At 61.3% G+C, this 23,065-nt stretch carries 20 protein-coding genes; 18 read left to right on the top strand and 2 right to left on the bottom strand.

The annotated features are described in order from the left end of the window. The first annotated feature begins 28 nt into the window (after positions 1–28). From rplT to EWV35_RS11210, 7 genes are all read left to right on the top strand, one after another. A complete protein-coding gene (rplT, locus tag EWV35_RS11240; RefSeq protein WP_129360570.1) occupies positions 29–412 on the top strand; it encodes a 50S ribosomal protein L20 in 384 nt (127 codons plus the stop codon). A gap of 139 nt (positions 413–551) precedes the next feature. Next, positions 552–1,487, top strand: a complete 936-nt coding sequence (locus EWV35_RS11235) for a TrmH family RNA methyltransferase (RefSeq protein WP_129661970.1) — start codon at positions 552–554, stop codon at positions 1,485–1,487. 59 nt (positions 1,488–1,546) lie between these two features. Further along, positions 1,547–2,512: a cation diffusion facilitator family transporter gene (locus tag EWV35_RS11230; protein ID WP_129661968.1), complete on the top strand. Its 966-nt coding sequence runs from the start codon at positions 1,547–1,549 to the stop codon at positions 2,510–2,512. Between the two features lie 3 nt (positions 2,513–2,515). Continuing rightward, complete coding sequence (locus EWV35_RS11225; RefSeq protein ID WP_274542961.1) at positions 2,516–2,956, top strand: (deoxy)nucleoside triphosphate pyrophosphohydrolase; 441 nt, start codon at positions 2,516–2,518, stop codon at positions 2,954–2,956. Positions 2,957–3,074: 118 nt separating this feature from the next. Continuing rightward, positions 3,075–4,205 (top strand): phenylalanine--tRNA ligase subunit alpha, encoded by a 1,131-nt coding sequence (pheS, locus tag EWV35_RS11220; RefSeq protein ID WP_129661966.1) that lies wholly within the window; start codon positions 3,075–3,077, stop codon positions 4,203–4,205. Between the two features lie 3 nt (positions 4,206–4,208). Continuing rightward, entirely contained in the window at positions 4,209–6,761 is a 2,553-nt protein-coding gene (gene pheT / locus EWV35_RS11215) for a phenylalanine--tRNA ligase subunit beta (protein WP_129661964.1), read from the top strand. Between the two features lie 65 nt (positions 6,762–6,826). Beyond that, on the top strand, positions 6,827–7,456 hold the full coding sequence (locus EWV35_RS11210) for a hypothetical protein (protein WP_129661962.1): 630 nt from the start codon (positions 6,827–6,829) through the stop codon (positions 7,454–7,456). A 120-nt stretch (positions 7,457–7,576) separates the two neighbouring features. On the opposite strand, the gene EWV35_RS11205 is transcribed toward EWV35_RS11210, so the two are convergent. Further along, positions 7,577–8,539 carry a quinone oxidoreductase family protein gene (locus EWV35_RS11205; protein ID WP_129662362.1) on the bottom strand — a complete coding sequence of 321 codons (963 nt, stop codon included), beginning with the start codon at positions 8,537–8,539 and terminating at the stop codon, positions 7,577–7,579. Positions 8,540–8,661: 122 nt separating this feature from the next. Between EWV35_RS11205 and argC the strand changes: the two genes are divergently transcribed. The 6 genes from argC (at position 8,662) to EWV35_RS11175 (ending at position 14,653) form a co-directional block, all read left to right on the top strand. Further along, positions 8,662–9,723 carry an N-acetyl-gamma-glutamyl-phosphate reductase gene (argC, locus tag EWV35_RS11200; RefSeq protein WP_129661960.1) on the top strand — a complete coding sequence of 354 codons (1,062 nt, stop codon included), beginning with the start codon at positions 8,662–8,664 and terminating at the stop codon, positions 9,721–9,723. 44 nt (positions 9,724–9,767) lie between these two features. Continuing rightward, positions 9,768–10,934 carry a bifunctional glutamate N-acetyltransferase/amino-acid acetyltransferase ArgJ gene (gene argJ / locus EWV35_RS11195; protein WP_129662361.1) on the top strand — a complete coding sequence of 389 codons (1,167 nt, stop codon included), beginning with the start codon at positions 9,768–9,770 and terminating at the stop codon, positions 10,932–10,934. A 75-nt stretch (positions 10,935–11,009) separates the two neighbouring features. Next, positions 11,010–11,963 carry an acetylglutamate kinase gene (gene argB, locus EWV35_RS11190; RefSeq protein ID WP_129662360.1) on the top strand — a complete coding sequence of 318 codons (954 nt, stop codon included), beginning with the start codon at positions 11,010–11,012 and terminating at the stop codon, positions 11,961–11,963. Next, on the top strand, positions 11,960–13,183 hold the full coding sequence (locus EWV35_RS11185) for an acetylornithine transaminase (protein WP_129661958.1): 1,224 nt from the start codon (positions 11,960–11,962) through the stop codon (positions 13,181–13,183). The genes argB and EWV35_RS11185 overlap by 4 nt, the downstream gene beginning before the upstream one ends. A 49-nt stretch (positions 13,184–13,232) precedes the next feature. After that, positions 13,233–14,177: an ornithine carbamoyltransferase gene (argF, locus tag EWV35_RS11180; protein WP_129661956.1), complete on the top strand. Its 945-nt coding sequence runs from the start codon at positions 13,233–13,235 to the stop codon at positions 14,175–14,177. Positions 14,178–14,179: 2 nt separating this feature from the next. After that, positions 14,180–14,653, top strand: coding sequence for an arginine repressor (locus EWV35_RS11175; RefSeq protein WP_129360560.1), 474 nt, complete (start codon positions 14,180–14,182; stop codon positions 14,651–14,653). A 22-nt stretch (positions 14,654–14,675) separates the two neighbouring features. Here EWV35_RS11175 and EWV35_RS11170 read toward each other — a convergent pair whose 3' ends face one another. Further along, a complete protein-coding gene (locus EWV35_RS11170; protein ID WP_129661954.1) occupies positions 14,676–15,095 on the bottom strand; it encodes an ankyrin repeat domain-containing protein in 420 nt (139 codons plus the stop codon). A 225-nt stretch (positions 15,096–15,320) separates the two neighbouring features. On the opposite strand from EWV35_RS11170, the gene EWV35_RS11165 reads away from it, so the two are divergent. From EWV35_RS11165 to tyrS, 5 genes are all read left to right on the top strand, one after another. Next, entirely contained in the window at positions 15,321–16,523 is a 1,203-nt protein-coding gene (locus EWV35_RS11165; protein WP_129661952.1) for an argininosuccinate synthase, read from the top strand. A 54-nt stretch (positions 16,524–16,577) separates the two neighbouring features. Further along, entirely contained in the window at positions 16,578–18,071 is a 1,494-nt protein-coding gene (argH, locus tag EWV35_RS11160) for an argininosuccinate lyase (RefSeq protein ID WP_129661950.1), read from the top strand. A gap of 169 nt (positions 18,072–18,240) precedes the next feature. Continuing rightward, positions 18,241–18,792 (top strand): adenine phosphoribosyltransferase, encoded by a 552-nt coding sequence (locus EWV35_RS11155; protein WP_129661948.1) that lies wholly within the window; start codon positions 18,241–18,243, stop codon positions 18,790–18,792. Positions 18,793–18,848: 56 nt separating this feature from the next. After that, positions 18,849–21,176, top strand: coding sequence for a HelD family protein (locus tag EWV35_RS11150; protein ID WP_129661946.1), 2,328 nt, complete (start codon positions 18,849–18,851; stop codon positions 21,174–21,176). A gap of 57 nt (positions 21,177–21,233) precedes the next feature. Further along, positions 21,234–22,565 (top strand): tyrosine--tRNA ligase, encoded by a 1,332-nt coding sequence (tyrS, locus tag EWV35_RS11145; RefSeq protein WP_394342448.1) that lies wholly within the window; start codon positions 21,234–21,236, stop codon positions 22,563–22,565. The last annotated feature ends 500 nt before the right edge of the window (positions 22,566–23,065 follow it).

Genomic DNA, 23,065 nt, shown 5'->3' with positions numbered 1-23,065 from the left:
GGCCCACCGAACAGTTAGGAGTACACACGTGGCACGTGTGAAGCGGGCGGTAAACGCCCATAAGAAGCGTCGTACAACTCTGGACCGCGCGTCCGGCTACCGTGGACAGCGTTCGCGCCTGTACCGCAAGGCCAAAGAGCAGGTTACGCACTCGCTGGTCTACAGTTACGACCACCGTCGTAAGAAGAAGGGCGACTTCCGCCGTTTGTGGATCCAGCGCATCAACGCGGCTGCTCGCGCCGAGGGTTTGACCTACAACCGTTTCATTCAGGGCCTCAAGGCCGCTGAGGTCGAGGTCGATCGTCGTATGCTCGCTGAGCTGGCCGTCAACGAGCCGACCGCCTTCAAGGCGCTCATCGACATTGCCAAGAACAACCTTCCCGAGGACACCTCCGCAGCCAAGGCCGCATAAGGCCGCGCGGAGCCTGTCCGGGCACCCGAACGACGCCGTCGCACCCGCTCCCGCCGTGGAGTCGGCGCGGCGGCGTCGTCGTTTTACTTGCCAGGTCCGGCCGCAGTGTGGGTCCGTCGGCGTCGGGTAGCCTGGCACAGTGGATATTTTCGAGACGCTCTCACGCGAGCGCACCCTGATCAACCCGGCCGCCGATCGTGTCAAGGACATCGCTGCTCTGGCTCGCCCGCGAACCCGAGCCAAGAGAGAACTGTTCATGGTCGAAGGGCCTCAGGGAGTCCGTGAGGCCCTGGCCGCTCATCGGGACCATCCCGTGCTCGATGCAATCTATGTCACGGAGGCGTCTCTGGAGAAGCATCCCGGTTTGGGCGACGCGATCGCGGCGGCCGAGGGGAGCGCGGCTCCGTCTGCAAGCGGCAAACGCCGCAAGGTATTCATTCGGCTGGTAACCGAAGAGGTTCTCGCTGCGATGTCCGATGCCTTAACTCCTCAGGGTGTGATCGCCGTGGCGCACATTGAACCGAGCCTCGGCAACAGCCCGTGGGCTGCCGGACACGACCCCGGGCTGATCGCGGCGATGGTCCGTGTGCAGGATCCGGGCAACGTCGGCACGCTGATCCGTGCCTCCGACGCGGCCGGGGCGGATGCCGCGATCACGACCAAGGGCAGCGTCGACGTGCTGAACCCGAAGACGGTCCGCTCCACGGCCGGTTCGATATTTCATCTGCCTGTCTTGGTCGGCATGGAGATTCACGAGCTGGTCGGCAAGGCACGTAAAAGCGGCATGATGGTTTTGGCCGCTGATGGCTACGGCGAGCACAGTCTGGATGACCTGTCCGACGCAGCTGCCCAAGCTCGGGTGGAGAAGCGAAAGGACTGCCCATCCGATGGTATTGACCTCCGCCGGCCCACGCTGTGGCTCTTCGGCAATGAAGCCCAAGGCCTGACGGACGAGGAAAAGAATCTGGCCGACGCCCGCGTCGCGGTTCCGGTCTATGGACGCGCCGAGTCCCTGAATGTGGGGACAGCGGCGACGGTTTGCCTCTATTCGAGCGCGCGGGCCAGGCGCCCGTAGGTTCTTCGAGTCCGAGACCATCCTTCCCACGACGAAGCCCACATTCCGGGAGACATCATATGGCTGACAACGGCGGAAACAAGGCGATATTTGCGGCGCTAGGCGCTAACTTCGGTATAGCGATCCTGAAGTTCGGGGCGTACTTGCTGACGAAGTCCTCGTCCATGCTTGCGGAGTCGATCCACTCACTGGCAGACACCGGGAACCAGATCCTGCTCCTAATCGGTGGGAAGGCCTCCAGGAAGAAAGCCGACAAAGAGCATCCTTTCGGCCACGGACAGAATCGTTACATCTATGCTTTTCTAGTCTCGATCGTCATGTTCAGCCTCGGTGGGCTCTTCTCGTTGTACGAGGCTTGGGAAAAATGGCATGAACCCCACGCGATCGAATCGTGGGCTTGGGTTCCGATCGTGGTTCTCGTGGGATCGATTCTGCTTGAAGGCCGCTCGTTCCTCGTCGCAAACAAGCAGGCTCAACAGACCCGCGGACGTCGTAGTTGGCTCGGATACCTGCGCGCGGCCAAGTCCCCGGAGCTGCCCGTCGTGATGCTCGAGGACTCGGCCGCCGTAACCGGTCTTGTCCTCGCGCTGGTGGGGGTGGTGATGACGGTCGTGACCGGTGACGGACGCTGGGATGCGGCAGGTTCGGGGGCGATCGGTGTCCTCTTGGTCGTCGTGGCGGTGTTCCTTGCTGTAGAGATCAAATCCTTGCTGGTCGGGGAGTCTGCCAACCCGGAATCGGAACGCAGGATCCGGGAAGCTATAACCCAGCAGGCCGATACCGATCTGATCCACCTCAAAACGATGCACCTCGGCCCGGAGGAGATTCTGGTGGCCGCCAAAATCGCCGTCGCCGGGAACGTGAGCACCGTAGGTCTCGTGGATGCCATCAACGCAACGGAAGCCAGGATCAGAGGAGCGGTACCAGAAGCTCGTGTCATTTACATCGAGCCGGATATCTATCGAGAGAATTACGTGTCCACTGGGCCCGAAAGCGACGACGGGCCCGGCACGGGAGAGGACTGACGCGTGGACAGCTCCGAACAGAAGTACCCGGTGCAGGTTGTAGGCGCCGCGCTCGTCGACGACATGTCGGCCCCGACTCGGCTATTAGCAGCTCAACGTTCTGCACCCGCTGCCCTCGACGGATTGTGGGAATTCCCCGGCGGGAAAGTCGAACCGGGCGAGGGCCTGCTTGAGGGCCTGAACCGTGAATTGAGCGAAGAGCTAGGCATCGAGGCGGACCTCGTCGACGAGATCGAAGGCACTCACCCCCAAGGGTGGCCCCTTAACGAAAGACTCGCCATGCGGGTCTTCATGGGCACCATCACGGCCGGCGACCCTCGCCCACTTCAAGATCACCGCCGATTGCAGTGGGTTCCCCTGGACGACAGGCAGACACTTCGTGCCCTTCCCTGGATCCCAGCCGATCTGCCGATCGTCGACGCTCTTATCCACAAGGTGAGCTGAGGGGCCTCGATATCCTCTAGACTGGGTGTGCTCGAAGACCTCTGGGCCGGATTCCCTGCGTCCCGTCGAGGCAATGAGCTCAACGCACAAGCCAGCAATTTCGAGAGATGAGTTGTTCATGACTGAAACGTCGCCGGACAGCGCCGCACCATCGTCGGGACCCGATCCGGTCCTCGAAGACATGGTGGGCGTTCTGGAAAACGATCCTGAACAGGGTTTGGAGCGCGTCCGCGAGGCATTCACTGCGGAGGTATCCCAAGCCCTCGAGAGCATCGAGAACCGAACCCCGGATTTCGAAGCGCTCAAGCACGTTCGGCTTCGATTTACCGGTGAAAAGTCGGGCGTGAGCGCCGCGAACCGTCAAATGCGTTCATTGTCGAATCAGCACAAGAAGGAAATCGGCAAATTGCTGGGCCAGGCGCGTGGCAGGATTACTCAAGCGCTCGAGGCCCGGAACGAGGTGCTGGAGAACGAGCACGCGGAACGGATCCTTGTCGAGGAATCTGTCGACGTCACGGCCGGTTCCGGACACCGGCGCATCGGCGGACGTCACCCGGTGACACTGCTTCAGGAACAGGCGGCTGACATCTTCGTCTCGATGGGCTGGGAAGTCGAGGACGGACCCGAGGTCGAATCCGAGTGGTTCAACTTCGATTCTTTGAACTTCAAGCCGGACCACCCAGCCCGCGAATTGCAGGACACCTTCTTTGTCGACCCCGCGAAGGCCCACCTGGTGCTTCGCACCCACACGTCGCCGGTTCAGATGAGGGCTCTGCACAAACGCGAATTGCCGCTCTACATTGTCTGCCCAGGCCGGGTGTACCGGACGGATGAGCTGGACGCAACGCATACGCCGGTGTTCCACCAGATTGAAGGACTCGCGGTGGATCGTGGGCTGACGATGGCTGATCTCAAAGGTACGCTCGAGCACTTCGCCCGTCAGATGTTCGGGCCCGAAGCGAAGATCAGGCTTCGCCCCAATTATTTCCCTTTCACCGAGCCTTCGGCCGAAATGGATGTTTGGCATCCGAACGCCAAAGGCGGGCCGCAGTGGATCGAGTGGGGTGGCTGCGGAATGGTTCACCCGAATGTCTTGCGCGCTGGGGGAGTCGACCCGGACCAATACTCCGGATTCGCATTCGGCATGGGCATCGAGCGGACCCTGATGTTCCGCAATGGCGTACCGGACATGCGGGACATGATCGAAGGCGATATCCGCTTCAGTGAGCATTTTGGGATGGAGATTTAGTCAATGCGTATTCCTCTTTCGTGGCTGCGCGAGTATGCGCCCCTCCCTGCGGGCGCTTCTGCGGAGTACCTCATGGAGACCCTCGTCAAGGTGGGGCTTGAAGAAGAAGATGTCCACCGTCCGTCGGAGGAGATTTCCGGACCGATTGTGGTCGGCCAGGTGCTGACCATGGAACCCGAAGAACACTCGAACGGCAAGACCGTGAACTGGTGCTCCGTTCGCGTTGTGCCCGAGGGACAGTCGCAGGAGCTCACCGGTGAAGGCATCGACCCTTCGGGTGTTCAGGGCATAGTGTGCGGAGCCCATAACTTCCAACCGGGGGACAAGGTCGTCGTGACCCTGCCCGGCGCCGTGTTGCCCGGGGATTTCCGGATTGCGCCTCGCAAGACGTATGGACATGTTTCGGCGGGCATGATCGCTTCTGTGCGTGAGCTCGGGATCGGGGACGACCACGACGGCATCCTCGTTCTCTCGACGTTGGGACTCGACCCGGAACCGGGAACCGATGCTCTCTCGCTGCTCGGTCTGGATGACGAGGCCGCGGAGATCAACGTGACCCCAGACCGCGGATACGCGTTCTCGATCCGTGGTGTTGCACGCGAGTACTGCCACGCCGTGAACGAGAAATTCACGGATCCTGCGGAAGCCTTGGACCAGCGGGCGCCCCACGGAAACGTCGCGGGTTATCCGGTCCGGATCAGCGACGAGTCGCCGATCCACGATCGGCAAGGAGCGACCCGATTCGTGGCCAGAACCGTGGCCGACGTTGATCCCGAAGCTCCGACGCCGACATGGATGTCCTCGCGCCTTCGCCTCGCCGGAATCCGATCGATCTCCTTGCCTGTGGATATTTCGAATTACGTCATGTTGGAGTATGGACAGCCGCTGCACTTCTATGATGCCGATCGGTTGACCGGTGAGATCCAAGTCCGTCGTGCACACTCCGGGGAGACGCTCACGACGCTCGATGGCAAAGAGCGAAAGCTCGATCCGGAAGATCTGTTGATCACCGACGAGTCAGGTCCTATCGGCCTGGCCGGGGTCATGGGCGGTGCCACAACCGAAGTGACCGCCTCTACCAGCCGCATCCTCATCGAGGCCGCGCGTTTCGAGGAGGTGTCGATCGCCAGGACACGGCGCCGCCACAAGCTTCCGTCCGAAGCATCGAAACGCTTTGAACGCGGAGTCGATCCGCTCGTCTGTGCTGCCGCCGCCCAGCGGGCCGTCGAGCTCTTGGAGGAGCTGGCTGGTGGACGATCGGAAGAAGGCGTGACAGACGTCTTCGAGCACTATTACCCGCATGAAATTCACATGGGGGTCGATTACCCGGGCAAAAGGATCGGCATGGACTTCCCTCAGGAAGACGTGGTCCGAATCCTCGAAGACATCGGGGCGAAGGTAACCCAGACCGGAGGCGTCCTGCAGGTCACGGCACCTTCGTGGCGCCCCGATCTCAGCGAGGCGGAAGACCTCGCCGAGGAAATCGCTCGGTTGTCGGGTTATGAGAAGATCCCCTCGACGCTGCCGGTCCCTCCGAGCGGCAAAGGACTCACCGTCGAACAATCCGTGCGTCGTCGATGCCTTAACGCGCTCGCGGCGGCCGGCCTGACCGAGGTAGCGTCGTACCCGTTCGTGAGCGAGGCTGACAATGCGCTTTTCGGAACCCCGGAGACAGACCAACGTGTGGCCGCGATCAAACTGGCAAATCCGATCAGTGAGGCCTTGGGCTACCTCCAAACCTCGCTTTTGCCGGGTTTGGTGCAGGTCCTGAAACGTAATCATTCTCGCGGATTCCGCGACTTGGCACTTTACGAGACCGCCCTGGTCTTCCACCCCAAGGAACACCTGGGCACTCACAGCATCCCGGCCGTGGGTATCAAGCCGGGCGCAGGAGTTCTTGCCGACCTCAATGCGGGACTGCCTCAGCAACCGCGTCATATCGCCGCGATTCTGACTGGGAACGATGCCCAGCCTTCCCCCGGTGTCACCCCTCGCCCCTACGACTGGCAGGACGCGCTCGACGTGGCCCGCACGATCGCGGATTCGGCCGGAGTGACGATCGAAATACGCCAGGGACGACATCAGGCCTTCCATCCTGGCAGGACCGCGGAACTCTTGGATCAGGAAGGCCATCTTCTGGGATTCGCCGGAGAGCTGCACCCGAAAGTGCTCAAGAACTTGGATCTGCCCGACCGGGCCGTGGCCATGGAACTCGATTTCACTCAATTGGCCAGCCACGCAGGCAAACCGGTGACGGCCGAGCCGATCTCCGGGTACCCCGCTGTTTCCCAGGACGTCGCGCTCGTCGTGGACTCGGATCTGCCGGCATCGGAAATCCTGGCCACTTTGCGGGAAGGATCCGGAGAGTTGTTGGAGGAAGTTCGAGTCTTCGACGACTACCGTGGTCAGGGTATCCAGGAACATATGAAATCTCTGGCGTGCGCAATGCGCTTCCGAGCGGAGGACCGTACGTTGACCAACGACGAAGCCAGCGAGGCACGAGAGGCCGCGATCGAGCTAGCGTCACAACGCCACGGGGCCGTTCTGCGCGGGTAAACTGCCACCAGTCCGCCCCATCGACACCGGGCTTCCCCAGCAACATCCGGTAGACGAGGAGAATCGTGTCACAAGACTTCTTTGGTTTTGACGAAGACGACGAACAGACGGGGCACTACCTTCGCCGCCGCTCCAAATGGCGTTGGTTCGGTGTCTTGATCATTCTGGTCGCTCTGATTCTCGCTGGCCTGTTGATATACGGTGGAGTCCGTTCGTTGCACTCCGCCAAGGAAGACGCCCCCTACGCGGGGCACTCCTGGGTGGTTTCTGGACAGTTCCTGACATCGACCAACGACCTTCAGACGAAAACGTTCAACGGCGTGTATCAGGGTAAGCTCCCGTCGGACTCGAATGTGTCCTATCAGCGGTTCGACGGGGGCGTGAACGATCCTACCGACGTCAAACCCGGCCAACAGGTTCAGTTCCGAGGGACCCAGACCGGTGCCCAGGACGAAGACTTCCCACAGAATGTCGATGCCCTGATGGCCGTGGACAACGGGGTGCTGAAGGTCGTCAAGACCGACGACGCTGGTACTCTCAAACCCGTGACCGATGACAGCGTCTCTGCGGAGAAGCGAAACGGTTGGCTGATGGTGGCAGGCGCGATCGTTGTGTTCCTGGCCGGAATCGCCGGGGCGATCTTCGCCAGACACAAAACTCGCGAAGACGAACTCCACGAACAGATCAATGCATAGACGCTCCCGGTCTGCGCTATAACACGCCATTGACCGCGAGAAGGCCCGTCGAGCAATTGCTCGACGGGCCTTCTCGCGTGCGTGCGGGGGGGGGCGAAACCGCCGTGTTGGCGTCTGCTATTACGGTTGCAACAGAACCTTGCCCCGAGTCTTTCGATCTTCCAGATACTGGTGGGCCCGGCCGGCTTCGGTCAGGGGAAAGGTCGTGTCCAGGCTGACTTTTAATCGTCCGGCCAGAACATCGTCGAATAGCTCGTTCATGCGCCATTCGAGTTCTCTCCGATCCCTCAAATACGCTCCTATCGACGGACGCGTGACATACAACGAGCCCATGGCGTTGAGTCGCTGGAGGTCGAAAGGCGGTACCTGGCCGCTTGCACCCCCGAAGAGAACCGCGACCCCTCGAGGACGGAGCGTCGTCAAGGAATCCTCGAATGTTGCCTTGCCGACAGAGTCGTAGACGACGTCCACTCCACGTCCGTCGGTCAACTCACGAACCTCGTCCGCGAAATTCTCGTACCGGACCACGTGGTCTGCCCCGTGACGACGAGCTATTTCTTCCTTCTCATCCGTCGAGACCGTCGCGATGACCTTGGCTCCCAGGTTCTTGATGAGCTGTATCGCCAAACCGCCCACTCCACCCGCACCCGCGTGGAACAACACCGTGTCCGACGCACCCACAGGGTAGGTAGAGCGCACCAGGTAATGCGCGGTCACGCCCTGAAGCGGGAGACACGCGCCCTCCTTCGGATCTATGCCTTCAGGAAGCCTGACTGCCTCGTCGTCTTCGACTAGGAAGTATTCGGCGTAAGTGGCCGAGGCCTGGCTGGTGGCGATCCGATCGCCGACTCGAGCGTGGGTCACACGGGATCCGGCGGCAACAACCACGCCAACTGCTTCGCTTCCGGGCGTGAACGGGTGCTTCACGTCGTAGACGCCGGAGCGCTGATAGGTCTCGATGAAGTTGACCCCCGTGGCGATGTTCCTGACCGACAGTTGGGTCGCCGACGGCTCCGGGACGGGAGCCTGCTGTTCCACCAAGACCTCGGGGCCACCGCTCATCGGCGCAACAACGGTTGTCATGGTTTCGGGTATCTGCTCTGGCAAGGCCATCTCCTTCGGTTGGACTGTGGTCTCGCGGCCATCCTAGTAGCCGCATGTATAAAGATTTAGGTCATTGTATAAATCTGCGGTACGGTGGATTCATGACATTTTCGGTAGCAGTATCGGGTGCGACGGGTTATGCCGGTGGAGAGGTCCTACGACTCCTGTCGCAACACCCGGAAGCAGAAGTGACCACGGTGACGGCGAATTCCACGGCCGGTGGTCGCCTTGGCGAGCTCGTCCCGAATCTGCGTTCGTTGGCCCATCTGACCGTTCAGGAGACTTCTGCGGATACGTTGGCCGGCCACGACGTCGTTTTCCTGGCTCTGCCTCACGGGGCAAGCGGTCCGATTGCGGCCCAATTGCCCGAAGGCACGCTGGTGATTGACGCCGGTGCTGACCATCGCCTTCGTGATCCAGATGCCTGGTCCCGGTTCTATGGAACCGACCATGCAGGTCATTGGCCTTATGGGCTTCCCGAGCTCATTACTTCGCCCACGCGCGGAGGAGGGGCGGCCAAGCAGCGCGAGAACCTGGTGGGCGCCACGAGGATCGCCGTGCCTGGGTGTTATCCCACGAGCGCCCAGCTGGCCCTGACCCCTGGGTTCGCGGCCGATGCACTAGAACCTCAGGACGTGGTCATCGTCGCGGCTTCGGGCACGTCCGGGGCGGGCAAAGCTCTTAAACCACATTTGATGGCCAGCGAAGCGATGTCCTCGATGTCCCCGTACGGAGTCGGCGGAATTCACCGGCACACTCCGGAAATGGAGCAGGGATTTGCTGACGCCTCGGGTCAGCAGGTCAGTGTGAGCTTCACGCCTACTTTGGCTCCGATGCCGCGGGGCATCCTGACCACAGCCACCGCCCGCGTCAAAGCTGGAGTCACTTCGAATGATCTCCGGACGATATGGGGAGCCGCATACGGCCCCGAACCTTTCGTCCACGTGTTGCCGGAAGGCCAATGGCCGACGACGAAGTCGGTGCAGGGGAGCAATCACGCCGTGATGCAACTGGCCTTCGACGAGCATGTGGGGCGTGTGATCGTGACCTGCGCGATCGACAATCTTGCGAAAGGCACCGCCGGCGGCGCCATTCAGTCGATGAACATCGCCCTCGGGCTCGCCGAGACCACGGGCTTGGAGCAGGAAGGACTCGTTCCGTGAGTCAAGAATCAGCCGAACTTCCCGATGTCGACGTGGAACACGGTCTGTCCGTGGTCCATGGCTTCGAATACTCAGGCGTCGCCGCGGGCCTGAAGGCCAGCGGCGGCAACGACGTCGCCCTCGTGCGCAATCTGGGACCGGAGTTCTCGACGGCTGCCGTCTTCACGAGTAACCGCTTCGCTGCGGCTCCGGTCGATTGGTCCCGCCAGGTGGTTGCGGACGGGCGCGCCGACATTATCCTGCTCAATTCGGGCGGGGCAAACGCGTGTACCGGGCCCGAGGGCTTCCGCAACGCACACCGCAGCGCAGAAGAGGTTGCAGAGCTGACTGGATCGGCCGCGGGCGACGTGCTGATCTGCTCAACCGGGTTGATAGGCGAGCAACTGCCGATGGACAAACTGTTGCCGGGCATCAAGAACGCCGTCCGGTCCCTGGGCGGCGGACCCGAGAATGACGAGGCGGCCGCGACCGCGATCATGACCACGGACACGGTTCCGAAGAAGGCGTCCATGACGCTGCAGACCTCCAACGGCCCAGTTCGAATCGGAGGTATTGCCAAAGGCGCCGGAATGCTTGCCCCAGGCTTGGCCACAATGCTCGTTGTACTCGTAACCGATGCATCATTGGGCGCGGAGGACCTCGACTCCGCGTTGAAGGCCTCGGTGGAGCACAGCTTCAACCGCGCGGATTCGGACGGGTGCATGTCGACGAACGATACGGTTGCACTCCTGGCCTCCGGCGCAAGCGGCACTAGCCCCGATGTCGAAGAATTCACCCAAGCCCTCACGAAAGTCTGCGTGAGCTTGGCCCTTCAGCTCATTTCGGATGCCGAAGGTGCCAGTCACGACATTCACGTCACGACCCGGGGAGCCGCGTCGGAGCTCCAAGCACTCGAAGTCTCCCGAGCGGTCTCGCGATCCAACCTCTTCAAATGTGCGATCTTCGGAAATGACCCGAACTGGGGTCGTATCCTTTCCGAGGTAGGCACAACATCGGCGGACTTCGAACCCGATGAGGTCGACGTCGCGATCAATGGAGTCAAGATCTGTCTCGGTGGGGCGATCGGGGAAGACCGAGCACTGGTGGATCTCGCGAGCAGCCGGAAAGTCGAGGTCGTCATAGACCTCGGCGCTGGAACCGAATCCGCGACCATTTGGACCAACGACTTGACCCACGACTACGTCGAGGAAAACTCGGCGTACTCGAGCTAGGAGAATCGATCTACCGTGCCACAACAGAGTGACCAATTGCGGTACGCCTCGGCGCAGAGCAAAGCGGAGACGCTGATGGAGGCGCTCCCGTGGATCCAACGGTTCGCCGGGAAAATCATGGTCTTCAAATACGGCGGCAACGCCATGATCAGCGAAGAACTCCGCGCAGCCTTCGCGGAGGACATGGTTTTCCTGCGTTCCGTGGGAATCAAACCCGTGGTGGTCCACGGCGGTGGGCCGCAGATATCCGCGATGCTCGCTCGACTCGGTATCCCCAGCGAATTCCGCGGAGGATTGCGGTACACCACGCCGGAAGCGATGGACGTGGTGCGGATGGTGCTCACTGGGCAGGTTGCTCGTCAGCTTGTGGGCCTCATTAACCAGCACGGCCCTCACGCGGTCGGCATGTCGGGAGAAGACGGAGGATTGCTGCGAGCGCGTCGGATCAAGACGGTCGTCGACGGCGAGGAAATGGATCTCGGTCTCGTGGGCGAAGTCGTTGGGGTCAACACCACCGCCATCACGTCCATGATCGACGCCGGCAAAATACCGGTCATCTCTTCGATCGCGCCGGAAATACTGGCCGATGGACGAGCCGTCGAAGAAGGCATGCCGCTCGATACGCCGACCGGTGAAGTCTTGAACGTTAATGCGGACACCGCAGCGGCGGCCGTGGCCGCCGCCATTGGAGCGGAAAAGCTCGTGATGCTGACCGACGTCGAGGGTCTGTACGCCGACTGGCCGGACAGCGACTCCCTCATCAGCTCCCTGACCACGAAAGAACTGCGGGACTTGGTCCCGCAGTTGGCCGAAGGCATGATCCCGAAGATGAGCGCGTGCCTGGCCGCGGTCGAAAACGGTGTTCCCACGGCTTCGATCGTGGACGGGCGCCGAGCCCATTCGCCGCTCTTGGAAATCTTTACAGACTCCGGAATCGGAACGCAGGTGACCGGCACGGCATCGGCTCCCAAACCCCTCGCCGATTTCGTTCTGGTCAACCCGTTCCACACAGCAGAGGAGACCTCATGAGACAGCAAGACCTTCTGGACGACTATCGCAACGACCTCCTGGGCGTATTCGGAGATCCGACCCTCGTTCTCACCGAGGGCAAAGGGTGCTTCGTGACCGATACGGACGGCCGGACATACCTGGACCTTCTGGGCGGAATCGCGGTCAACGCTCTGGGACACGGCCACGCGGCGTGGACCGAGGCGATATCACATCAGGCGGGCCGGCTCGGCCACGTCTCGAACTTCTTTACGACTCCCGAGCAATTGCGGCTCGCCCGAAAGCTCCTCGAGATCACAGGTGCCCCGGACGGAGCAAAAGCTTTCTTCACGAATTCGGGAACCGAAGCCAACGAGGCCGCATTGAAGCTCGTCAGGTCTCACGGAAACTCGGCCGACCCGCGCAAGATCAGGCTCTTGGCCCTGAAACACGGCTTCCACGGTCGGTCCACCGGAGCTCTGGCGGTGACCTCCAAGGAGGCCTACCGGGCGCCTTTCGAACCGTTGCCGGGCGGCGTCGAATTCATCGATCCTACGGTTGATGCGTTGGAGCACGCCATGGACGAGGACGTCGCCGGACTCATTCTCGAGCCCATCCAAGGTGAAGCCGGTGTTCACCCTTTGCCGGAAGGCTTTCTCGAAGCTGCCCGCCGTCTGACGAAGGACAACGGTGCATTGCTCGTGGTGGATGAGGTTCAGACCGGGATGGGCCGCACGGGGCAGTGGCTCGCGAGCCAGGGCACGCTCTCGGGTGAGCTGGTACCGGACGTCGTCACCCTTGCCAAGTCCCTAGGCGGAGGGTTCCCCATCGGGGCGATGCTCGCGATGACCCCGGACGCCACGGACGTCCTGGGGCCCGGAAAACATGGCACGACCTTCGGTGGAAACCCGTTGGCCATGGCCGCGGGGCTGGCGACCATTCAAGCCATCGAAGACGAAGACCTGCTCGAGAATGCGCGGACCATGGGCCGACGCCTCCGGGATGGACTGCGTGCCATCGACGGCGTCGTCGATGTCCGGGGGAACGGACTCCTCATAGGCTTCGACCTGGAGAATTCGAATTCAGTGGAAGGCCCCCTGGGGCCGAAAGCCGTCTCTGCCGCGCGAGAACGAGGCTTCATCATTAATGCCACCGGTCCATCGACACTGCGCCTTGCCCCGCCGCTGATTATCGAAGGCACGCATGTCGATGCCTTCTTGGAGGCTCTCCCGGCCATTCTGGAAGCGGCACACGACGCCTGAAAACGGCCATCGGCACTTCCATCCTTTCGAGCTACGAAGAATTGAGACCATGACACGCCATTTCCTGGTGGACACCGACCTTTCCCCCAAAGAGCAGAAAGCCGTTCTCGAGCTGGCCGAGACGATGAAGAAGGACCGGTGGGCGGCCAAGCCGTTTGCCGGCCCCCAATCGGTCGCGATCATCTTCGACAAAACATCCACCCGAACCCGGTTTTCGTTCGGTGCAGGAGTCAGCGACCTCGGCGGCAATCCGCTGATCGTCAACCCCGGGGAGTCCCAGCTCGGCCACAAGGAATCGATTGCAGACACGGCCCGAGTCCTGACCCGGATGGTGTCGACCATTGTGTGGCGCACATTCGAGCAGTCGGGTCTCGAGGAGATGGCGGAGTATTCGACGGTGCCGGTCATCAATGCCCTTTCCGACGACTACCACCCGTGCCAGATCTTGGCCGACCTTCTCACGATCAAGGAGCGATTCGGCACAACCGAAGGTCTGACCATGGCTTATCTCGGCGACGCCGCCAACAACATGTCCCATTCGTATCTGCTGGGCGGGGCGACGGCCGGCATGAATGTGCGGGTCGCCGGCCCGGAAGGGTATCTGCCTCGTCCCGATGTGCTCGACGCCGCGCGGCAGCGGGCGGTCGAAACCGGGGGATCCGTGCTGGCTACGACCGATCCTGCAATTGCGCTCGAGGGCGCGGACGTCGTTGTAACGGATACCTGGGTCTCGATGGGCCAGGAGGCCGAGACAACGGAACGCAAGAGCATTTTCGCTCCGTACCAGGTCAGCGCTGATGCGATGGACAAAGCCGGCGATTCGGCTATATTCATGCATTGTTTGCCGGCATTCCGCGGGCTGGAGGTCGCCTCCGAGGTGATCGATGGTTCGGCCTCGGTTGTATGGGATGAAGCGGAGAACCGGTTGCATGCACAGAAGGCGCTCATGGCTTGGCTGATGAGCGCCTCGAGTTTGGGAAAGGAACGACGATAACGATGGGGATTCCTTCGACCAAGGCCGCGCGTCAGGCTCGCATCATTTCATTGCTCGAGTCAGCGAAGATTCGGTCGCAGTCTGCGCTTGCAGAGTACTTGGAACAGGACGGGGTCCAGGTGACCCAGGCGACGCTTTCGCGAGACCTCGTGGAGATCGGCGCCGAGAGAATCCGTGGCTCGGACGGCGTCCTCATCTACTCGGTTTCGGGGTCGGATTCGGTCAAGGAAAGGGACGCGCCAGATCGGTTGAAGGGCCTTTTCCGCGATCTGCTCATTATGGCCGAATCGAGCGGGAACATCGTGATGCTCCGGACCCCCGCGGGCGCCGCCCAATTCCTGGCCTCGGCTCTGGACCACACGGATATTCCGGAAGCCATCGGAACGATCGCCGGCGACGACACCGTGATGGTGGTGTCCCGAGACCCCAACGGGGGGAACGCTCTGGCGCAGCGCTTCCTGGAATGGTCGGAGTAGGGCCGAGCCTGGAGGTCGTGGATTAGTCGATGCCCCGCTCGCGGAGCAGCTCCTTCATATCGGTGATGTCGAAGAAGTCCGCGATCGCACTGGCGGTCTGGGACCCGAGCGAAGGATCCGCGCCGGCGTCGAGGAGTGCGGTCGCGATTTCCCGGTTATTTCGGAAGATCGCGCTCGCGAGTGCAGTCTGACCGCGGTCGTTGAGCCGGTTCAGGTCCGCCCCGCGGTCGATCAGCAGTGACACGATTTCGGGCTGTTCTCGGTACGCCCCCAGGATGAGAAGGGTGTCGCCTTTGGGATTGGTCAGGTTGACTGGGACGCCTTGGTCGAGGGCCGCACCGAGTTGTTCTGCCTGCCCCTCACGGGCCAGATCGAAGATTTGATGCAGGACGTCGAGTTCTTGATCGGTCAGTTCCGGGGGGTTCTGTTCCTGGTCCGTCATTATTTCTCCATCCTCTTATTGTGAACTACTCAAAATAATCGTACAGGACGAATGGCCAACACACACGGAAGACATGTCGCTGGCGCATAGTGCCGTGCCTGCGGCGGGAGAGGGCGTACACGGCCCCAATGTGTATAAATACAATAATTTATGTATAGTCATACAAGAACGAGATATGAAGTGCTGGCCGGAAAGCCGGTCGCGAACTAGCAGAAAGGTTCACCCATGACGGATAGGGTTGTGCTCGCGTATTCGGGAGGATTGGACACCTCCGTGGCCATCGGCTGGATCGGAGAGGCCACCGGGGCCGAAGTGATCGCCGTGGCGGTCGACGTCGGACAGGGCGGCGAGGACCTGGAGACCGTTCGGCAGCGAGCCCTCGATTGCGGCGCCGTCGAAGCGTACGTTGCAGATGCTCGCGAAGAATTCGCGACCGAATATTGCATGCCCGCACTGAAGTCCAACTCTCTCTACATGGACGCCTATCCGCTGGTTTCCGCGGTATCCCGTCCGGTGATCGTCAAGCACCTGGTGAAAGCCGCGAAGCAGTTCAACGCGACGACCGTGGCCCACGGATGCACGGGCAAAGGCAACGACCAGGTGCGTTTCGAAGTCGGCATCCAGACCCTCGGGCCGGAGCTCAAGTGCATTGCGCCGGTACGTGATCTTGCCCTGACCCGTGAAAAGGCGATCACGTACGCCGAAAACAATGACCTGCCGATCGTGACGACCAAGTCCAATCCGTTCTCGATCGACCAGAACGTGTGGGGAAGGGCCGTGGAAACCGGGTTCCTCGAAGACATCTGGAACAAGCCGACCAAGGACGTCTACGACTACACCGACGACCCGACCTTCCCACCGGCCGTTGACGAAGTCACCATTACTTTCGAACAGGGAATTCCGGTTGCCATCGACGGTGCGCCGGTAACTCCTCTCGAGGCCATCGAGATCATGAACCGCCGAGCCGGTGCTCAAGGGATCGGTCGGATCGACGTCGTCGAGGATCGTCTTGTCGGAATCAAGTCCCGCGAGATCTACGAGGCTCCCGGTGCGATGGCCCTCATCGCCGCCCACAAGGAGCTCGAGAACGTCACCATCGAGCGCGAGCAGGCTCGTTTCAAGAAGACCGTCGATCAGCGGTGGACGGAGCTCGTCTACGACGGTCAGTGGTTCTCCCCGCTCAAGAAATCCCTCGACGTCTTCGTTGACGACACCCAGAAAATGGTCAACGGTGAGATCCGCATGGACCTGCACGGTGGACGGGCCACCGTCACGGGGCGGCAGTCCAATACGTCTCTGTATGACTTCAATCTGGCGACCTATGATGAGGGCGACAGCTTCGACCAGTCCCAGGCACGGGGCTTCATTGAACTCTTCGGCATGTCCTCCAAAGTCGCGTCCGCTCGCGACCAGCGCTTGGGACTGTAGTCAGCAGTACCTCTTGGCTCTGCCCGCCGGTCCGCGACCGGCGGGCAGAGATCGATGGCGAGTACCGAGCCCACGGTGGGCGGTAATGAAAGGCGAACGGTGACTTCAACCCACGATAAGCACGGAACCAACGACGGCGCTCTTTGGGGCGGCCGCTTCGCAGGCGGACCGTCGGAAGCGCTCGCGGCCCTGAGCAAGTCGACCCAGTTCGACTGGCGGCTCGCTCCGTACGACATCGCTGGATCGCGTGCTCACGCCCGCGTTCTGCACGCTCGGCAGCTGCTCAGCGACGACGAGCTGAAGGGCATGCTCGCGGCCTTGGATGAGTTGGAAGAGGACGTACGCACGGGAGCGTATGTTCCTGCGGAGTCCGACGAGGACGTCCATGGTGCGTTGGAGAAAGGGCTCATCGAACGCGCTGGCGCGGACCTGGGCGGCAAACTCAGGGCCGGCCGCTCGCGCAACGATCAGATCGCGACTCTGGGCCGGATGTACCTCCGGGATCACGCATCACTCTTGGCCCAAGGGGTTCTGGACGTGATCGATGCGCTTATCTCCCAGTCGGAGAAGCATCCTTATGCTCCGATGCCGGGCAGGACGCACTTGCAGCACGCCCAACCGATCCTGCTGTCCCATCAACTCCTGGCCCACGCGTGGGCGCTCTCGCGTGATCTTGAACGCCTTCGCGACTGGGACAAGCGTGCCGCGGTATCCCCATATGGCTCCGGAGCTCTCGCGGGATCGTCCTTGGGACTCGATCCGAATGCCGTTGCCAAGGATCTCGGATTCGACTCGGCGGCGCACAATTCGATCGACGGGACGGCCGGTCGCGATGTCTACGCAGAATTCTCCTGGATTGCGGCGATGGTTTCGGTCGACTTGTCGCGCATTTCGGAAGAAGTCATTCTTTGGGCTACCAAGGAGTTTTCCTTCGTCAAGCTCCACGATTCCTTCTCGACCGGTTCCTCGATCATGCCCCAGAAGAAGAATCCGGACATCGCCGAGTTGGCCAGAGGCAAATCAGGTCGTCTGATCGGCGATCTCGCCGGTCTGTTGGCGACTCTCAAGGCGTTGCCTCTCGCGTACAACCGGGACCTGCAAGAGGACAAAGAACCCGTCTTCGACGCCATCGACCAGCTCGAGGTCTTGCTGCCCGCGGTCTCGGGCATGATCGAGACGCTGGAATTCAACACCGAACGACTGGCAGAACTTGCTCCTCAAGGCTTCGCATTGGCGACCGACGTTGCCGAATGGCTTGTCCGTCAAGGAGTACCGTTCCGTGTGGCCCACGAAATCGCGGGAGACGCCGTGCGTGTCTGTGAGCAAAAGAACTGTGAGCTCTGGGACCTGTCCGACGAGGACTTCGCCCAGATCTCGGAACACTTGGTACCTTCCGTCCGAGAAGTTTTGACCGTCGAAGGTTCCCTGAACTCGCGTGCCTCGCAGGGTGGCACGGCTCCGTCGGCCGTGAAGGCGCAGCTCGAATCGTTGAGGATGGCGCTCGGACCCGACAGGGAGTTTGCCGAGCGCGCCCGCATGATCGACTGACCTCGCTTCTACCTGCCATGTGACAAGCAGGAACAGGTCGGGGCTCATCGACCGCTTGATGGAGCGCCACACTGCCCCGGTGAGTTATCTCGCCGGGGCAGTGTGGCGTACTCTGTTGTGTGCACTTTTCGTCCAATGGGGCCTTGCGCGCCCGGAAGTCAGGCGAGTTATGAACGAGTCCATCACGCCCACCGCAGACACCCGCGTTGCCAAGACCATCGACAAGGTGTGCGCGGTCATTCCGAACTATCCGGAACCGGGAATCATCTTCAGGGACCTGACCCCGTTGTTCGCGGACGGTGCGGCATTCCGTGAAGTCGTCGACGCCCTCCTGAACCGCTTCGAAGGCCAATTCGATGTCGTCGCGGGCGTCGAAGCGCGCGGCTTCCTCCTGGCTTCGGCGGCCGGATATGCCGCCGGTGTCGGGGTCATGCCGGTTCGCAAAGAAGGAAAATTGCCGCGGGAAACCTACGCCGAGTCGTACAAACTCGAATACGGGACCGCGACCCTGGAAATCCACCGCGACGATATTCCTGCTGGCACCAGGGTCCTGATCCTCGACGACATTCTCGCGACCGGAGGGACTCTCGGCGCTGCCGTCAAACTTATGGAACGGGCCGGGCTGGACGTGGTCGGAATAGGCGTCGTCATGGAACTTGACGGGCTGAACGGGCGATCGAATCTCCAAGGGCATAACGTCAGCGCCCTCTACACGGTCTAGACTCTTTACTCTTTAGCAACCACATCTCGGACTTTCTAGGGAATTTCAGAACGCCTATGTCTACCCCTCACGAGGACGCCCCGCAGAAGGCGACCCCCGAAAACACAGATCACGAGGCCTACGAGCGGCAGCTCGAGGAGGCCATGAGCCATGAGCGTGCCTACGTGGACCGTCTCTACACGCGCTTGGACGAGCTGCGGGAGGAGAACCGGGAAAAACTCGCCGATGTACGCCGGACCGGTTCGGCAGGGAGCCATCAAAATCGATCCGAACGAGACGCCTACGCGACGTTCTACGAGGACAGACTTGCCCAGCTCGACGCCGTGGACAACCGTTTGGTATTCGGCCGTTTGGACCTCGATGACGAATCGACCCGCTATATCGGGCGCATTGGCCTGGCCGACCAGAACCACGAGCGCCTCATGGTCGATTGGCGAGCCCCGGAAGCGGGAACCTTCTACCAGGCCACCGCGTTCGAGCGGCAGGGCGTCCAGCGGCGTCGCCACCTGATTCTGGACAGACGCACGCTCAAGAACATCGAGGACGACGTGCTCGACCCGGAATTCCTCGACAACGAGGAGGTGCTGCACGGCGAAGGCGCATTATTGGCTGCTCTGAACCGCAAGCGCACGGGTCGGATGAACGACATCGTCGCTACTATTCAGGCAGAACAGGACCGCATCATCCGCGCGGACCTTGCCGGCATCCGAGTTGTCCAGGGCGGGCCCGGAACGGGCAAGACTGCGGTCGCGCTTCACAGAGCGGCGTATCTGCTCTATACCAATCGTGAGCGGCTTCAGAAGTCCGGGGTCCTGGTCGTCGGGCCGTCCTCGTCCTTCATGTGGTACATCGAACGCGTCCTGCCGTCCCTCGGGGAGACCGGCGTCGTGATGTCCTCGTTGGCCACCCTCTACCCCGGCATTCGTGCGGTTCCGGAAACCAATCCGCGGGTTGCGCGCATCAAGGGAGCCTTGGACATGGCCAAGGTCGTCAAGAAGGCAGTTGCCGATCGACAGAAGGTTCCACAGCAGATCCAAGAACTTTATGTTGATTCCTCGAAGGTCCAGCTCAGGCCGAGGCAGGTCAAGCATGCGCGAGAGCGTGCCCGCGCCACCGGAAAGCCTCATAACCAGGCACGGGAGACCTTCGTCAAAATCCTCGTGCAGGACCTGGCGGACCAGCTCGAAAAGCAGCTCAACGAGTCGAGCGGCAACGACATGGACCGTTCCTACCTCGTCGAAGACGTGCGTCAGTCGCGCGATGTCCGGGTGGCCCTGAACCTGGCTTGGATGCCGATGACCGCCGAGATGCTGGTCCGTGACCTGTTTTCGAAGCGTCACTACTTGGAGTCGGCGGCATCGCACCTGACATCGGAGGAGATCGGTGCGCTGCTGCGCCCCAAGGACGCGCCTTTCACCGAGGCCGATGTGCCCCTCTTGGACGAGGCCGCCGAACTGCTCGGCGACTTCGAGGCTGCCGTCGGTCAGTCCGCCGCACGGGCGGCGGCGGAACGCAATTTCAATCTCGAAAACGCGACCAAGACCCTGGAGAACGTCGACGCGGCTTTGGAGGACATGGGCGTCAACGGCGTGGTGACTGCGGAGATGCTTGCGGGGTACAACGAGGTCGGCACAACGCGAATGACCGCCGCCGAAGCCGCAAATTCCGATCGTACCTGGGCGTATGGACACGTGGTCGTGGATGAGGCACAAGAACTCTCTCCGATGCAATGGCGCCTCCTGATGAGGAGGTGCCCCATGAAGTCCTTCACGATCGTCGGTGATATCGCTCAGGCCTCTGCGGCCGCATCGTCCTCCAGTTGGCACGAGGCCCTGGAGCCCTTCGCGGGGGATCGGTACACGCTCGACGAACTGACCGTAAACTACCGTACGCCGTCGCAGATTTCCGACGCAGCAGCGTCCATGGCCCAGGCCGCGGGGCTCGATGTCTCGGCCCCCCGCGCGGTTCGTGAGGGCCAGTGGAGCCCTGAGGTGATCCGCACCGACGACGTACTCGGTGTGTTGAAGCGTCGACTGCGGCAGGACCTGTCCGCGGTGGCCGGTGGGTTGGTCGGCGTCATCGTGGCCGAACCCGACTACGAGCGCGTGGTCAAGGCGGTCACCGAGGAGTTCTCAGATTTGACGGGAACCTCGGAGACAGCCCTTGAACGGCAGATCCTGGTTCTGACCCCGTGGGAAGCCAAGGGGCTCGAATTCGACACCGTCGTGATCGCGGAGCCCGGGGCGATGGTGGATTCGACGTACGGAACCGTCGGCGATCTCTACGTGAGCATGACCCGCCCGACGCAGCGGTTGACGCTGATCGCTTCCCACGACGTGCCCGCTGGTCTGGAGGAATGGACGACGGATTCCCTGTCTTCGTAGGGATAGGTACTGTGATGAAAGAAGCAATGACGCATGGCGAATGGTAGCGTGAACCGCGTGACGAATAATCCCGTGATCGACTCGGTGCATGGACTGCACGAACAGTCCAATGACGAGAGTTTTGACAATATCTGGCAGGAACTTGTGTGGCGTGGTCTCGTTCACGTCTCCACCGACCAGGACGCCTTGGAGAAGGCCCTGGCGGAAGAAACGGTCACCTATTATTGCGGGTTCGACCCCACGGCAGCGTCCTTGCACTTGGGACACCTGGTCCAACTCCTCGTCATGCGCCGGCTCCAGCTGAACGGTCACAAACCGTTGGGTTTGGTCGGTGGCTCGACCGGTTTGATCGGGGACCCCCGCCAAACCGCGGAACGCACCTTGAATTCGCGTGAGGTCGTGGCCGACTGGGTCGATGCCCTGCGTGGTCAGGTCCAGCGCTTTCTGTCCTTCGAAGGCGAGAACGCGGCGCGAATGGTCAATAACCTGGACTGGACCGGAGGCCTGTCGGCCATCGACTTTCTGCGCGATATAGGCAAGAACTTCCGCGTGGGGACGATGATCAAAAAAGAGATCGTGGCCAAAAGGCTCAATTCGGATGAGGGCATCTCTTACACGGAGTTCAGTTACCAGATTCTGCAAGGTATGGACTTCCTGGAGCTCTACCGTCAGTACGGATGCACTTTGCAATCCGGCGGCTCCGACCAATGGGGCAATCTGACCTCGGGGACCGAGCTTGTGCGCAAGGTCGAAGGGGAAACGGTCCACGCCATCGGGACTCCTCTGATCACCAATTCGGACGGCACCAAGTTCGGCAAGTCCGAGGGAAACGCCATTTGGCTGGATCCCGAGCTCACGAGCCCGTACGCGTTCTACCAGTTCTGGCTCAATACCGCAGACGCCGACGTTGTCGACCGTCTCAAGGTATTCACTTTCCGCACTCGGGCGGAGATCGAGGAGCTGGGGCGCAAGACCGAGGAAGAGCCCTTCCGCCGTGAAGCGCAGAAGACGCTCGCCTATGAGGTCTGCTCTCTGGTCCACGGAGTCGAGGCGACCGAAAAGGTCATCGAAGCATCCAACGCGTTGTTCGGCAAGGGTGACTTTGCCGCGTTGGACGAGGCAACCCTCGTGGCCGCGACGGCCGAACTGCCGCATGCGGAAGTGGACGGCTCCGATCTTTCCTTGATCAACCTATTGGTCAGCACCGAGCTGTGCGAGTCCAAATCCGCGGCCAGGCGCACTCTCAAGGAGGGTGGAGCCGCTGTGAATAACGTCAAGGTCCAAGGCGAAGACGCGGAAGTGGACATTGAACAGTTGCTTCACGGCAAGTACGCGATCATTCGCCGTGGCAAGAAGAACATGGCTATGGTGACCGTGCGCAGCAAGTAGCTCCCGGACCCCTGCCGGCGACGGCCCGGAAACCACCTCTTGAGGTGGTTTCCGGGCCGTTTTGCCTTGCAATCGCGGGGTTGTGGGGTGTGTGGTGTGTTTCACGTGGTTTCGAGTTGGTGTTGGTGTTTGCTGGTGTGTAGAGTCTTTTCTTGTCGCCGCGAGGCACGGGGGGACTTGTTCTGACAGGTTCTGCTGGTTCTGGTTCTTGGTGCGTGACCGTCTTTTGTTTGTTTCCTGGTTTTCTGGCTGGGGTTCACTGTGTTTGGTGGCCTGGTTGGGGTTTGGGGGATGGGCTTGAGGGTTCGGGTTGCGGGCTGGTTTTGGTTCTGGTAGGTTAGAGAAGTTGCCGCAAAATTCTCGCGGTGGTGTCGACCGGCATTGGTCATGGCTCCTGGTGGGGTTGTGGTGGGTGTGTGGTTCGTTGTTTGAGAACTCAATAGTGTGCTTTGTTTGAATGTTGTACCGAAGTTTTTATTTTTGAATTCTTGTTGGTTTCA

Source organism: Rothia uropygialis (assembly GCF_004137765.1).
Lineage (GTDB): Bacteria > Actinomycetota > Actinomycetes > Actinomycetales > Micrococcaceae > Rothia.
The sequence above is the reverse complement of the archived record's forward strand: the minus strand, read 5'-3'. Positions and strand labels throughout refer to the sequence as shown.

What these genes read in the sequence shown, in the direction of transcription:
- EWV35_RS11230 (WP_129661968.1), top strand. Translation starts at nt 1,547, where the DNA reads ATGGCTGACAACGGCGGAAACAAGGCGATATTTGCGGCGCTAGGCGCT.
- pheS (WP_129661966.1), top strand. Translation starts at nt 3,075, where the DNA reads ATGACTGAAACGTCGCCGGACAGCGCCGCACCATCGTCGGGACCCGAT.
- pheT (WP_129661964.1), top strand. Translation starts at nt 4,209, where the DNA reads ATGCGTATTCCTCTTTCGTGGCTGCGCGAGTATGCGCCCCTCCCTGCG.
- EWV35_RS11205 (WP_129662362.1), bottom strand. Translation starts at nt 8,539, where the DNA reads ATGACAACCGTTGTTGCGCCGATGAGCGGTGGCCCCGAGGTCTTGGTG.
- argC (WP_129661960.1), top strand. Translation starts at nt 8,662, where the DNA reads ATGACATTTTCGGTAGCAGTATCGGGTGCGACGGGTTATGCCGGTGGA.
- argB (WP_129662360.1), top strand. Translation starts at nt 11,010, where the DNA reads ATGGAGGCGCTCCCGTGGATCCAACGGTTCGCCGGGAAAATCATGGTC.
- EWV35_RS11185 (WP_129661958.1), top strand. Translation starts at nt 11,960, where the DNA reads ATGAGACAGCAAGACCTTCTGGACGACTATCGCAACGACCTCCTGGGC.
- argF (WP_129661956.1), top strand. Translation starts at nt 13,233, where the DNA reads ATGACACGCCATTTCCTGGTGGACACCGACCTTTCCCCCAAAGAGCAG.
- EWV35_RS11175 (WP_129360560.1), top strand. Translation starts at nt 14,180, where the DNA reads ATGGGGATTCCTTCGACCAAGGCCGCGCGTCAGGCTCGCATCATTTCA.
- EWV35_RS11170 (WP_129661954.1), bottom strand. Translation starts at nt 15,095, where the DNA reads ATGACGGACCAGGAACAGAACCCCCCGGAACTGACCGATCAAGAACTC.
- EWV35_RS11165 (WP_129661952.1), top strand. Translation starts at nt 15,321, where the DNA reads ATGACGGATAGGGTTGTGCTCGCGTATTCGGGAGGATTGGACACCTCC.
- argH (WP_129661950.1), top strand. Translation starts at nt 16,578, where the DNA reads ATGGCGAGTACCGAGCCCACGGTGGGCGGTAATGAAAGGCGAACGGTG.
- EWV35_RS11155 (WP_129661948.1), top strand. Translation starts at nt 18,241, where the DNA reads ATGAACGAGTCCATCACGCCCACCGCAGACACCCGCGTTGCCAAGACC.
- EWV35_RS11150 (WP_129661946.1), top strand. Translation starts at nt 18,849, where the DNA reads ATGTCTACCCCTCACGAGGACGCCCCGCAGAAGGCGACCCCCGAAAAC.